We start from the raw sequence: 12,695 nt of genomic DNA, 5'->3' as shown, positions 1-12,695 counted from the left end.
GATTTCCTAATCGGCAGTGGTTCGGCCATTATTATAACCATCTACACCCCACCAAAGCAGGTTTTTGAGCTCTAGATTAGGCCCAAAGATCCTCATGCTGGGACGCTAGCTTTTTACAGATTTCGTCAACCTCTCGAGGAGCGATAATCTGCACGCACTCATCCTTAACAACCACGGCAATAGTTTCCAGCTGCCGTAAGAAGTCAGGATTTACAAGGCTGCGATCACGCACTTCGAGACGCAATCGTTTTCCAATGGCGTCCATTTTGGCAAGGTTGGTAATGCCACCAACGCCTTCAATAATTTGAAGCACTAATAGTTCTTCATGGGTCATGATACTCTCCCTCATATTCCTCTCTATTCTTAGTGTGGCGTATCATAGAGCCCTTGGCAACCTGGAAGGACCAAAGTCGGCAATTAATGGGACAATATCCATTGTGAATAATTCATTTGCACCAATTCCCGTACCAGAGTTCTACACTGAACCCCTAGCTGGAGTTTTAAATGCTTTACGGCTAAGGCCCCTTGAGGATAATTCACTTTCTGGCGAGAGCCTACCGCAGGTTTTTTCCCATATCTATGGCGGCCAGCTTCTGGCCCAAGGCGCTTTGGCAGCAGCTGCCTTAATCGACGAGGATCGACAAGATAACCTCTATTCACTACACACGTCATTTTTGCGTGCAGGCAGCACTGAAGCGCCGATCGAACTGCGCCCTAGTCTGCTTCATCAAGGCCGTTCTTTTAGCACCGTACAGGCTAATGCTTGGCAAAATGAACGCCACCTGATGCAATTGAATGCGAGCTTCCAGGTCCCAGAAAAAGGCTTGGAGTTCCCTGGTGCTACCCCGCCAGAGGTTCCAGGTCCAGAAGGGTTGACTTCTAACCTTGAGATTTTCGCACTGATCGATAACCCCGTGGCTAAGTTCTTGGGTCGAACTAGCGCCTTTGAGGTTCGCCATGTGGACGGTGACCTCTATGGCAACCCACGCCCCGGTAATGATCACCGTATCTGGATTAGACCACGTACCGCGCTTCCAGTAATGCGGCAAGTAGTTCATCGGGCAATGCTTGCTTATGTCTTAGACCAGCTGATGATGGAACCAATGTTGCGGAAGCATCGTTTATCTTGGGCAACGGATGGTTTGGCCCTCGCTTCTTTAGATCATGCCATGTGGTTCCATGAAAACCTCGATATTAACGACTGGCATCTGCTGGTCTTTAGCTCTCCACACTCTTCAGGAGCATTAGGACTAAGCCAAGTGGAAATCTTTAACCGTTCTGGAGATCTCTTGGCTTCAGCGACACAACAGGCCATGATCCGAATCATCAATGACGGTGGCCGCTGGGCTTTTGATGGACGGGGAATCCCGAACTCTGAGAAGGCCTGACTAAAGGCACTATTTTCGAGCCGCTTCACTAAGGGGTTATACCTTTTAAGCATATGAAAACGCTTGGTGGGCTGAGAATATACTATTCTCAGCCCACCAAGCGTTTAAAAGGCGAATCTACCTAGATCTCAGTCACGGGTTAGTTTACGGTGCGTGACGCGGTGAGGACGCGCTGCTTCTACCCCTAGACGTTCGATCTTGTTCTTCTCGTAGGCTTCGAAGTTACCTTCGAACCAGTGCCAAGCAGCCGGGTTCTCATCGGTGCCTTCGTAGGCCAGAATGTGGGTAGCAACGCGGTCTAGGAACCAGCGGTCGTGGGTGATGACCACGGCACAACCAGGGAAGTTTAGGAGCGCATTTTCAAGCGATCCTAGGGTCTCGACATCCAGGTCGTTAGTCGGTTCGTCTAGTAGCAATAGGTTGCCACCCTGTTTTAGGGTCAGGGCCAAGTTTAGACGGTTTCGTTCACCACCAGATAGCACGCCGGCAGGCTTTTGCTGATCAGGGCCCTTGAATCCGAAGGCGGAAACATAAGCGCGGGAGGGCATCTCAACGTTTCCAACCTGGATATAGTCGAGTCCGTCAGAGACAACTTCCCAGACGGTCTTTTCAGGATCGATACCTGCGCGGGTCTGATCCACGTAGGAAATCTTGACTGTCTCACCAATGGTGAGATCGCCTGCGTCTAGCGGTTCAAGACCCACCAGAGTCTTGAATAGGGTCGTTTTACCCACACCGTTTGGACCGATGATACCGACGATACCGTTTCGGGGTAGAGAGAAGGACAAGCCGTCAATTAGGACCCGGTCGTCGAAGCCCTTCTTGAGGTCTTTGGCTTCTAGAACGACAGTGCCCAAACGGGGGCCTGGCGGAATCTGGATTTCTTCGAAATCTAGCTTTCGAGTACGCTCAGCCTCGGCTGCCATTTCTTCGTAGCGAGCTAGACGAGCCTTCGACTTAGCCTGGCGGCCCTTAGCATTCGATCGAACCCATTCGAGTTCTTCCTTGAGTCGCTTTGCAAGCTTAGCGTCCTTCTTACCCTGAACCTGAAGACGAGCTTCTTTCTTTTCAAGGTAAGTTGAGTAGTTGCCTTCGTAGGGGTACAGGCGACCGCGGTCTACTTCCGCGATCCATTCAGCTACGTGGTCGAGGAAGTAGCGGTCGTGGGTAACCGCGATAACGGCACCGGGGTAGCTTTCGAGGTGCTGTTCTAGCCAGAGAACTGACTCTGCATCTAGGTGGTTAGTAGGTTCGTCTAGCAGTAGCAGATCAGGCTGTTCAAGTAGCAACTTGCAGAGTGCTACACGACGGCGTTCACCACCGGAGAGTACCTTGACGTCAGCATCCGGGGGCGGGCAACGAAGTGCGTCCATAGCCTGTTCGAGCTGAGAGTCCAGATCCCAAGCATTGGCGGCATCGATTTCTTCCTGCAGTTTGCCCATCTCTTCCATGAGAGCATCGAAGTCAGCATCCGGCTCGCACATTAGCGCGGAGATTTCGTTGTAACGATCAACTTTTGCCTTGATCTCAGCAACGCCTTCCTCGACGTTCCCCAATACGGTTTTCTCCTCGTTCAGAGGTGGCTCCTGCATTAGGATTCCCACAGTGTAACCGGGGGTAAGTCGTGCTTCACCGTTTGAGGGTGTGTCAAGACCCGCCATGATCTTAAGAATGGAGGATTTACCGGCGCCGTTAGGGCCGACCATACCGATCTTTGCGCCGGGGAGGAAGGCCATTGTTACGTCATCAAGGATTACCTTGTCGCCGTGGGCCTTCCGTGCCCGCACCATCGAATAAATATACTCTGCCACGATTCTCCCATGGTTTGTAGAAATGCTTTTACGCCTATTGTAACGGGCTTGGTGGCGCTAGGAGCTGCGATCGGCCCCTAACGCCACCAAAAGTCCTGTTAGCTTCCTCCCCTCTAATGTGACAAAAGCTCCCGGTAATAGTGCTAGCTCAGAACGGGGCACCCTGTACAGCTTCGTCAAGATGCTCAAGCCCTTCGACCACCTCAAACGAATCACTAGCTACCGCGGCTTCAAGCTCCGCCACCGTTTTTTGTTTTCCTGTCAGTTCCCGGTCTTCTAATGCGCTCTCTAACTGCTGTTCGAAGGATCGGGTCTTGAAAGTCATGCAGTGGTTTAGGTCCAGCCCGACGGCAGATGCCACTAAGCTCAAACTGGTCCGTACCTGTCCGGTAGCGGTATCTACCCATTCCTCCGCTCCGACTTTCCCCACTACGACAATGGGATCTCCTTTTTTGACTGAGTGGTAAACATTAACCCCGAGGCGCCCCCAGCATTTAACGCTGAACCATTGCGGGTCCCGTTCTACCCAGTTCCCTTCTCGGTCACGATAACTATCACTGACAGCTAGGCGAAAGCGACTCCCTAATTGATCATCTGATTCCTTTTTGGTGATCGCTTCTGGTGCGGAACCTACATATCCGCGAAGGACGGTGTGCGAACTCATTTTTGCTTCCTTTTCTAGTGAGAGCAGGACCGCTAACTCCGTTTCTTGATTACGAGAAAGGATCCTGGTCATTTCTTATTGACCTTTACAGCATCACTAAAACTGGTCAAAGAATCGAAGTTGGAAACAGAAAAATGTGGAAAGTTGCAAATGTGAAAACCGGCCCCTGAGGGGCCGGCTAACTGCGCCCCCAGTAGGACTCGAACCCACGACACGCGGGGTAGAAACCCGCTGCTCTATCCGCTGAGCTATGGAGGCAAGGATAAATTGCTTAACAATAATAACCGTTCATCGAGCCATGTACACCTAGAACTGCCTATGCTAGAAGCATGAGTGAAAAATTAAAAGATGGTTTGGTCTGGATCGATTGCGAAATGACCGGGCTGGATGTAGAAAACGATGCCCTTATCGAGGTAGCCGTCATCGTTACTGATGCTGACCTCAATCCTCTAGGTGAAGGTATCGACCTACTGATTAAGCCGGCACCCGAAAAACTTGAAAACATGAATGACTTCGTCCGCGAAATGCACTCCTCTTCGGGCTTATTGAAAGAACTAGAAGAGGCTCCTGATGACCTTGCTGCGGCCGAAGCAGAAGTTCTGGACTATATTTCAAAGTTTGTAGAGCCCGGCAAAGCCCTACTAGCCGGTAACTCGATTGGTACTGATAAAGCGTTTCTCTCCCGCTATATGCCAGCTTTGATTGACTTCTTGCACTATCGAGTCATCGACGTTTCCTCGGTGAAAGAACTAGCCCGCCGCTGGTACCCCCGAACCTTCTTCCAATCCCCTCAGAAGCACGGCGGACACCGAGCACTAGGCGATATTCAAGACTCCCTGATGGAGTTGCGCTACTACCGCAAGTTGCTATTCCCCCAGGGTGAAGGACCAGATACCCCCACCTGTCAGGAAGTAGCCCGCGAAGTTACGGAATGGCGATCTGAGCTCAACTAACTATCCGATCGGAGCGCTGAGCGGCAGGTAGAACAAAACCCCCAAGTCCAAAGACTTGGGGGTTTTTACTGGGGTGGCCAACGGGGCTTGAACCCGCGACCTTCTGGACCACAACCAGATGCTCTACCTACTGAGCTATGGCCACCAGTGTCGCATTGCAACGACGGATAACTATACCTTATTAAGTTAGTAGTCGCGAAATCGAATCTAAGGTAGAAAGTACCAAAGAGACAAAAGTCACTTTACCAGAAGGCTCGCTGAGAGATCGCGTCGGCGAAGTTGCTCAACGCGGTCTCAGATGAGCTTAAGTAGAGCGAAGCATCCACCATGGAAACTTCCATCACGTAGTATCCCCCACCGTTCTTACGAACCAGATCGATCCGGTTGAAGAGGAAGAGTTCATCACGTCCCATACGTTCCTTAACGTATCCATGAAGGACGGAGCGAATTTCTTCACCCCAGTGCCATTCTTCAGCGGTGGCTTCACGAACTACCGTGACTTCCTCAACTGGCTGGCTAATCGCATCAGGTCCAGTAATGGAAGAGTGCAGCATGGGACGTTTTTCTACTACGTGAGAGATCAAGCCATTTACGTAGATTAGCGAAAGCTCACCGTGGGTATCGATTTCTTCTAGGTATCGCTGCACCATCACAGTGCGACCTTCCGCAAGCAGCTCAACAGCGTGCATAATCGCTTCTTGGCGGGAAGAAGCAAGGTTAGCGGTGTATCGTCCAGCATCGCGGCCACCAGAGGAAACCGCCGGCTTTACCACGAAGTCACCAAGCGCCGGGAAACGGGAGTGAATCTGGTGCTTATTTAGATTCTGTGCCGGCTCCAACCAAGTGGTCGGAATAGTCTGCAAGCCTCGATCAGCAAGCTCCTGCAGGTAGTGCTTATCAGTATTCCAAGTCAGAATATCGGGGTGGTTCAAGAGGCGACGGACCGAATGCGCCCATTCTAAGAACTCATCTCGATGTTGGGCGTAGTCATCTACTGACCGGACAATCACCAAGTTGGCAGCTTCCCAATCAACTGAGGGATCATTCCAAACCACCACGCGTGGTTCCATGCCACGCTCTTCAAGGGCGCTAATCAGCACTTGATTGTCAGCATCCAACTGCGGATGATTTACTGAAGTTACCAGATATACAAGAGGCTTAATCACCACTTTACCGTACCTCATTTTGCCCTCTAGCGCGCGCTAAATTAGCTGCCAATTGGTTGCTAATTACCTTCTATTGCTCCAGTTTTTGAAAGTGTACGTTAAACTGTGTTTTGCAAGACATAGTATTGGAGGAATCATGGACTATCGCCGTAAGTTTTGGAAGCTCGTAATTCTGATTGCGCTGCTTGCCACCGTCTTGGGCGGATTCATCGGTGGTGCCCTCATTCACTTTGTCAATAAAACTCTGGGAACTGTCGTACTCTTCCTCATTATTGGCGCAGCCTGGCTCTCATACAAACGACTTTCCCGCGCCTACCAAGCTGGCACCCTATTTAATGATCAAGGCAAGATTTCCTCTTGGAGCACCATCAAAGAAGCAGCTCCAGAAGATGATTTCGTCCAAGACACCTCATCCAAGCAGCTCAACTACGATCAACTCTCCAAAAAGGACCGTGCTCGTCTAGCCGAAATCGAACGCCTCCGAAAAGAAGAGGGCAAATAAAACCTTGCCTGACAGAACCTGTCAGGCAAGGAAAGAAAGTCAGCGCCCTCGGGAAAAAGACGCCCGGCTATTTAGCGCAATCCAAGGGGACGCTCTAGTGCTAGCTCAATCAGCTCAGTTACCAAGTCACGGTACTCAACACCCGCACGAGACCACATCATCGGGTACATCGAGAACGGCGTAAAGCCCGGAAGCGTATTTACCTCGTTGATTATAAAGCTTTCGGCATCCGGGTTGTAGAAGAAGTCGACGCGCGCCAGCCCTTCACATTCCAGGGTTTCAAAAGCATCAATAGCCGCCTCTTGCATGCGAGCGGCCACGCCCTCAGGAAGATCCGCCGGGCACTGCAAGCTCACGGAATCATGATCCACGTACTTGGTTTCATAATCATAGAAATCACCGGCCTGCAACACAATTTCGCCAAGTGGAGCCACGCGTGGTTCGGAGCCATTGCGCCCACCTAGAACCGCGCATTCGATCTCTCGACCCGGGTTCATAGCTTCTACGATCACGCGCGGGTCGACCAAACGAGCCTGATCAATGGCTTCGCCTAGATCTTCAAAGCGTTCCACCTTAGAAATACCAAGGGAAGAACCGGCGCGCGTAGGCTTAACGAACAGCGGTAGCCCAAGAGCTTCACACTGCTCTAGGACACCTTCGCGGTCCTCTACCCACTGACGAGGGGGAATAAACTTCCACTGGCCGACAGGCAAACCACGTCCGGCTAGGACGGTCTTGGTCAGGTGCTTACCCATGGAAAGCGCGGAGGCACTGACGCCACAACCTACATAGTGCAGGTCAGCCATTTCCATTAACCCCTGGAAGGTACCGTCTTCGCCATAGGGTCCGTGTAACAAGGGGAAGACCACATCAACCATGCCCAAATCAAGGGCCGAGATCTCTGCTGTGGCAACAGAATCAAACTCAAAGAAGGCACTATCGCCGGGGACAACTGCTAGTTGTCGCGGACCAGGTTCGATGGTTGCACCGGTGTCACCGTCCAGCTCGTACAGCGAGGGGTCATCGGGAACTCGCAACCAACGACCATCGGGGGTAATACCTACCGGGATAACCTCGAAACGATCACGATCAATTGCGGATAAGACACCTGCGGCGGTAGCGCAGGAGATCGGGTGTTCGCCACTGCGACCACCGAATACCAGCATTACACGAATTTTTCTTTCAACCACTGAATCACTCACTGAGGTCACCTTCTCTTGTACTCTCGTTTCAGGTTACTAGTCCGATAGGCAAATCGCCCGAGGGCACGCCGCTTAGACGAGTTCGATTGAGACACCATCACGCTTGCGGGCTCTCCCGAGCAAACGCTCCCCCATCTGCGCGGCCGTATGACCGTGTTTAATCACATCCACTACCGACTCCGTAATGGGCATTTCCACACCAGCTTGGTTTGCTAGCTCAAGCACAGACTGGCAACTCTTGACACCCTCACAGGGCCCCTTTGAAGCCGCAAGCGCCTGGGGAACTGTGAGTCCCCGACCGATGTTAAAACCGAAAGAGTAGTTTCTTGAAAGCTCAGAGGTGCAGGTAGTGGAAAGGTCGCCAATCCCGGCTAGGCCTAAGAAGGTCTCACCATTGGCCCCCAACGCCAACCCCAACCGCGTCATCTCAGCCAGTCCACGGGTAATCAACGTCGAGCTAGTGTTCTTTCCGAGGCCCATCCCAGCGGCAGCACCCACTGCCAGCGCGATGACGTTTTTGACCACTCCCGCAACCTCGCAACCCAGCGAGTCCACTGAATAATAGGGTCGGAAGTAGCCCGCATCGCACCACTTCCCTACTCGTTTCGCACGTTCCGCTTGGGGGCAAGCAACTACCGTAGCGGCAGGCTGGCGGACAATGATTTCATTGGCTAGATTCGGGCCCGAAATCACCGTGATGGTGTCCCGTGGACGATCCCAAGCCTCAGCGATGATCTGGGAAGTGAACTGACCGTGGAATAGACCCTTGGTCAGAGAAATTACCTCTTGGTCCTCAGTGATCAATCCTAGAAATTTCGGTAGGGCTTCTTGCAAAGCATCAGAAGGCAGGGCCACGACGATCCCGTCAGCTTCTGATAAGAGCGGTTCGACTGTGGTAGTAGCACTAACTTTTCGAGGCAGTACCACCCCGGGTAGGTATTTTGAGGTATGGAATTCGTTAATCGCGCCCGCGGTCCGCTCGTCACGTGCCCAGAGGGTCACATAGTTTCCGACATCCGCAAGAACCTGGGCAAAAGTGGTACCCCAAGCACCGGCACCAAGGACGATAATTCTAGCGCTTTGTGTTTCCATAGCTTCAAGGTTAACTGGCCTAAAAGTGTATCCCATGACACAACACACGTTGAATTTTGATAAACTAGACACTAAACCCAAGGAGGCAAGTATGAAACGAATGAACCGAATCTCAATTGCCGCGGGCTTAGCAATGCCGCTACTTCTAGCTTCGTGTGCAAGCACTTCCAGCCCATCAGAAAGCGTCAGTGCTGAACCTACTCCGGCAGCTTCCGCGGCACCAAATCCCACACCGACAACCGAGAATACGATTAGTTCTCCTGAACCTGCCCCGGGTTCCGCTACCCCGGCTCCCAGTGTGGAACGTCCCGGCAGTCCTCCCGGTCCAGATACTTTCTCTGATAAGGACCTCGAGCAAAAGCCTGAAGCCCCGAAAGACAATCCTGGCTCGGTCATTTCTTGGCAGATCGCCAAGCACCCTGACTTCACCCGACTAGTGGTGACCTTCAGTGGAGACAATGGGAAGGCCTTAGGCTACACCACTAAGTCTGTGAAAGAAGCCTTCGAGATGGGGCGTGGAGAAGAGATCAAGGGCGACTTCGGTAAGATCTTGATCGACCTGAATATTTCTCACACGGACTACCCCACCTCAGAGAAAGAGCTTGAGGCTTACAACGATATTCCCAAGCAGGGCAAGATCGAGGGCGTTTGGGTCTATTTTGATGGCTTCTACGAGGGCAATACCCACCTAGTCATCAACACTACTACCCCGCGTCAGTATCGTGTCTTCACCTTGGATAATCCGGCCCGTGTGGTGATGGATATTGACCATCCAATTACAGCGGCCACGAATACCAAGTAGCCCCAGATAAACCTAAATACGACTTTGCCCGTGAGCTCTTAAAGAGCGTCGCGGGCAAAGTTTTTAGTCTCTTGTTCAGTTAGCTTTCTTGGCTGCTTTACGACGTTTACGTTCAAATTGGCCAAGCGCCTTCTTTCCCGGATCGCCGTAGACTTTAGTGTCATACCGAACTTCAGGAGCTTCTTCTCCGCGAAGTTCCTCTAGTAGAGCCGTGACGTGGTCAATCACGCGGTCAGAGGCCTGCCTCGCTGCCGCGTTTGCATCCTCATGATCATGTAGGTCTGAGAAATCGATGGGAGCGCCGAAACTTACGCTCATTTCCTTTTTACGACCTAGGTGTAGGTGGCGGTCGTAGCGCCCCATGATTTCAAGTGCTCCCCACTGTGCACAGGGCACTACCGGATAGCCGGCTAAAGCTAGTCGACCAACGCCAGTTTTTGGCTTCATGGGCCAGTAGTCAGGCTGGCGAGTCAGAGTCCCCTCAGGGAAAATCATAACCGTCTCACCATTATCGAGAGCTGATTTAGCGTGACCTAGAGCGTCTCGGGCCTGACCGGTTCCTCGGTAAACCGGCACCTGTTCGGTCTTTTTCATTACCCAACCTAGAAGCGGCACTTTAAAGAGCGGGGCTTTGGCTAGCACTCGGACGGGGATATCAGCATCGATGAGCGCCTTCATCACGACTAAAGCATCGAATTCGCTGTAGTGGTTAGCAGCAATCACGCACCCTTGGTCTTTGGGTAGATTTTCGAGGCCGCGCACGTCCATTTTTACTTGGCCGTTGAGGATCTTCGAGGCGGTCTTCGAAATTCGCCGATAGAAGGGGGAGAATTCTTTCATGATTGGAGCTTTCTACTATTTTTAATACTTATCGTGATTGCTTTTTCTGAGCGCGTCTTTGCTTAGCGGACAGCCGACGTTGGCGTCTAATCTCAGGAAGGTCAGCCTTGGCAAGCTCCGCCCGAGCCACTTTCCCCCAGGGGTCCCCATCGATACGCATATCGTAGGGCCGTTCTGGAGCTTCCTCGCCGCGCATGGTGGCTAGTTCTTCAGTTATCACAGCCATGATGCGGTCAGAGAGAGCCCTGGGAGCTTGGTCATCCCCGCTAGTGTAGGCAGAAAGCAGGTCTTCATAGTTTAAAGGCGGCAGCGCTTTTACTTGGATGCGCGGGCGACGCCAGAATCTTGGAATTAGCGAGTAACGCGGCAAGAATTGTTGGTTTCCCCAAGCTATCACGGGGATGATTGGACAGCCAGTATTTAACGCTATCTTTGCGGCACCAGTTTTAGCGGTCATGGGCCAGTACTGGGCTTCTCGGGTGGTAGTACCTTCTGGGTAAATCCCAATAATTGCCCCATGATTAATGGCGTCACTGCACTGGCTGATAATATTTGCCGCGCGTTTGGTTTGGCGATATACCGGGACGTGTCCCATGGCCTTTAGAATCGGACCCAGGATTGGAGCGCTAAACAGAGTGTGCTTAGCTGCGAATCTAATGCCTTTATGTCCTTTAAGGAAGAAGAAGACCATGGTCACGGCATCGAAGGAAGCAGAGTGATTTGAGACCACTAAATATCCACCCTTTTTAGGTAGATTTTCATAGCCCTCAAATTGAGCTCGGGTAACTAATCGATAGACGGGACCTAGGATAGCGCCGGCAATCTTAGTGGCCCGTCTAGGCTCCCATGGTCTAGCTTCCATTAGAGTCCCTGGATATTAGCGTTTAGGGACTTCAGTTTGGAAGTAAAGTGTTCATAGCCGCGGGAGATTACTTGTACGCCGGAAACGTGAGAGACGCCCTCGGCTGCTAGAGCGGCGATTAGGTGGCTGAATCCGCCTCGTAGATCTGGTACTTCAATGTCGGCACCATGCAGTGGGGTGGGACCAGAAATAGCTGCAGAGTGGACAAAGTTGGCCTGCTTGAATCTACAGGGCAGGGATCCTAGGCATTCGCGGTAAAGCTGGATTTGGGCACCCATCTTGTTGAGAGCTTCGGTGAAACCAAAACGGTTTTCGTAAACTGTTTCGTGCACGATTGACAGGCCCCTCGCCTGGGTCAAGGCCACCACTAGGGGCTGCTGCCAGTCCGTCATTAGGCCCGGGTGCACGTTGGTTTCGATAGCAACAGATTTCAGGTCCCCGCCCGGATGCCAGAAGCGGATGCCGTCGTCGAGGACGTCGAAGGCTCCTCCGACCTTGCGGAAGGTATTTAGGAAGGTGGTCATATCGGGCTGGTTGGCTCCGCGAACAATGATGTCACCACGGGTCGCTAGGGCAGCTGATCCCCAGGACGCCGCCTCGATACGGTCGGGCATGGCCGTATGTCGGTATCCGGTTAGTTCTTCAACACCTTCAATCCGGATAGTCCGGTCGGTGTCTACCGAGATAATCGCGCCCATCTTCTGAAGCACTGAAACCAAGTCCATGATTTCGGGTTCAACCGCGGCACCGCGCAGTTCGGTTAGACCACGAGCCATGACAGCCGTTAGCAGGGTCTGTTCGGTAGCTCCTACAGAGGGGTAGGGAAGCTCGATTTGAGTTCCATGAAGACCGTCTGGGGCGGTGATGTGAATACCGCCGGGGCGTTTTTCTACGGTAGCACCGAAGGAACGCAGGGAAGCTAGGTGGAAGTCAATTGGGCGACCGCCAATATTACAACCACCGAGGTCAGGAATGAAGGCCTCACCCAGTCGGTGTAATAGCGGACCGCATAAAAGGATCGGGATGCGGGAAGAGCCGGCGTGGGCGTCGATATCCGCTACGTGTGCGGACTCGACTGAGCTTGGGTCCATTTTTAGCACGCCGTGACTTTGGTCAAAGTCGACCTTGATCCCGTGTAGGCGCAAGAGGCCAGAGACCACGTCAACGTCGCGGATGAGCGGGACGTTAGCCAGAACTGACTCGCTGGTACCCAGCAAAGCCGCCACCATCGCTTTAGGAACGAAGTTTTTAGCCCCTCGAACAGTGATTTCACCTTGAAGTGGGCGGCCACCTTCGACCCGAAGTACGTTGTTCATGCTTTGCCTTCCAACTGCGTCGTTAAAACTGGCTTTAATAGTATCGCAGGTTCAGCACTGCTGGCAGAAGTTTGCGCGTGCTGAACCTGCGATTTTT

General features: G+C 52.4%; 13 protein-coding genes and 2 tRNA genes. 4 read left to right on the top strand and 11 right to left on the bottom strand.

Annotation, left to right across the window (positions count from 1 at the left end; genetic code table 11):
• Positions 1 to 76: 76 nt before the first annotated feature.
• On the bottom strand, positions 77 to 334 hold the full coding sequence (locus tag BSR28_RS02615; RefSeq protein WP_073708803.1) for a PTS transporter subunit EIIB: 258 nt from the start codon (positions 332 to 334) through the stop codon (positions 77 to 79).
• Positions 335 to 437: 103 nt separating this feature from the next.
• Here BSR28_RS02615 and BSR28_RS02610 point away from each other — a divergent pair, with 103 nt between their 5' ends.
• Positions 438 to 1,388 carry an acyl-CoA thioesterase gene (locus tag BSR28_RS02610; RefSeq protein ID WP_073713289.1) on the top strand — a complete coding sequence of 317 codons (951 nt, stop codon included), beginning with the start codon at positions 438 to 440 and terminating at the stop codon, positions 1,386 to 1,388.
• Between the two features lie 128 nt (positions 1,389 to 1,516).
• Here BSR28_RS02610 and ettA read toward each other — a convergent pair whose 3' ends face one another.
• From ettA to BSR28_RS02595, 3 genes are all read right to left on the bottom strand, one after another.
• Positions 1,517 to 3,199 carry an energy-dependent translational throttle protein EttA gene (ettA, locus tag BSR28_RS02605; RefSeq protein ID WP_073708801.1) on the bottom strand — a complete coding sequence of 561 codons (1,683 nt, stop codon included), beginning with the start codon at positions 3,197 to 3,199 and terminating at the stop codon, positions 1,517 to 1,519.
• 148 nt (positions 3,200 to 3,347) lie between these two features.
• Positions 3,348 to 3,935, bottom strand: coding sequence for a single-stranded DNA-binding protein (locus tag BSR28_RS02600; protein WP_073708800.1), 588 nt, complete (start codon positions 3,933 to 3,935; stop codon positions 3,348 to 3,350).
• Between the two features lie 113 nt (positions 3,936 to 4,048).
• Positions 4,049 to 4,121 (bottom strand) — tRNA-Arg (locus BSR28_RS02595).
• A 71-nt stretch (positions 4,122 to 4,192) separates the two neighbouring features.
• Between BSR28_RS02595 and orn the strand changes: the two genes are divergently transcribed.
• On the top strand, positions 4,193 to 4,816 hold the full coding sequence (gene orn, locus BSR28_RS02590; protein ID WP_073713288.1) for an oligoribonuclease: 624 nt from the start codon (positions 4,193 to 4,195) through the stop codon (positions 4,814 to 4,816).
• A 69-nt stretch (positions 4,817 to 4,885) separates the two neighbouring features.
• Here the strand turns inward: orn and BSR28_RS02585 are convergent.
• Together BSR28_RS02585 and BSR28_RS02580 are read right to left on the bottom strand one after the other, a co-directional pair.
• Positions 4,886 to 4,961: transfer RNA gene (locus BSR28_RS02585), tRNA-His, on the bottom strand.
• Between the two features lie 97 nt (positions 4,962 to 5,058).
• Entirely contained in the window at positions 5,059 to 5,982 is a 924-nt protein-coding gene (locus tag BSR28_RS02580; protein WP_180372205.1) for an ATP-grasp domain-containing protein, read from the bottom strand.
• A gap of 136 nt (positions 5,983 to 6,118) precedes the next feature.
• Between BSR28_RS02580 and BSR28_RS02575 the strand changes: the two genes are divergently transcribed.
• Positions 6,119 to 6,484 (top strand): hypothetical protein, encoded by a 366-nt coding sequence (locus tag BSR28_RS02575; RefSeq protein ID WP_073708797.1) that lies wholly within the window; start codon positions 6,119 to 6,121, stop codon positions 6,482 to 6,484.
• Between the two features lie 71 nt (positions 6,485 to 6,555).
• On the opposite strand, the gene BSR28_RS02570 is transcribed toward BSR28_RS02575, so the two are convergent.
• Positions 6,556 to 7,686 carry a D-alanine--D-alanine ligase family protein gene (locus tag BSR28_RS02570; protein ID WP_269148042.1) on the bottom strand — a complete coding sequence of 377 codons (1,131 nt, stop codon included), beginning with the start codon at positions 7,684 to 7,686 and terminating at the stop codon, positions 6,556 to 6,558.
• A gap of 72 nt (positions 7,687 to 7,758) precedes the next feature.
• Complete coding sequence (locus tag BSR28_RS02565) at positions 7,759 to 8,778, bottom strand: NAD(P)H-dependent glycerol-3-phosphate dehydrogenase (RefSeq protein ID WP_073713286.1); 1,020 nt, start codon at positions 8,776 to 8,778, stop codon at positions 7,759 to 7,761.
• 91 nt (positions 8,779 to 8,869) lie between these two features.
• Between BSR28_RS02565 and BSR28_RS02560 the strand changes: the two genes are divergently transcribed.
• Positions 8,870 to 9,580: an AMIN domain-containing protein gene (locus BSR28_RS02560; protein ID WP_073713285.1), complete on the top strand. Its 711-nt coding sequence runs from the start codon at positions 8,870 to 8,872 to the stop codon at positions 9,578 to 9,580.
• Positions 9,581 to 9,655: 75 nt separating this feature from the next.
• On the opposite strand, the gene BSR28_RS02555 is transcribed toward BSR28_RS02560, so the two are convergent.
• Genes BSR28_RS02555 through murA form a run of 3 tightly spaced genes read right to left on the bottom strand, consistent with a single transcriptional unit; the run spans position 9,656 to position 12,598 of the window.
• Positions 9,656 to 10,420 (bottom strand): lysophospholipid acyltransferase family protein, encoded by a 765-nt coding sequence (locus tag BSR28_RS02555; RefSeq protein WP_073713284.1) that lies wholly within the window; start codon positions 10,418 to 10,420, stop codon positions 9,656 to 9,658.
• Positions 10,421 to 10,448: 28 nt separating this feature from the next.
• Positions 10,449 to 11,282: a lysophospholipid acyltransferase family protein gene (locus BSR28_RS02550; RefSeq protein WP_073708792.1), complete on the bottom strand. Its 834-nt coding sequence runs from the start codon at positions 11,280 to 11,282 to the stop codon at positions 10,449 to 10,451.
• Positions 11,282 to 12,598, bottom strand: a complete 1,317-nt coding sequence (gene murA / locus BSR28_RS02545; protein ID WP_073713283.1) for a UDP-N-acetylglucosamine 1-carboxyvinyltransferase — start codon at positions 12,596 to 12,598, stop codon at positions 11,282 to 11,284. Before murA ends, BSR28_RS02550 begins: the two co-directional genes overlap by 1 nt.
• Positions 12,599 to 12,695: the final 97 nt, after the last annotated feature.

Origin of the sequence: Boudabousia liubingyangii, assembly GCF_001907245.1 — a bacterium.
In the GTDB taxonomy this organism is placed as follows: Bacteria; Actinomycetota; Actinomycetes; order Actinomycetales; family Actinomycetaceae; genus Boudabousia; species Boudabousia liubingyangii.
This window is presented reverse-complemented; position numbering and strand designations above follow the sequence as displayed.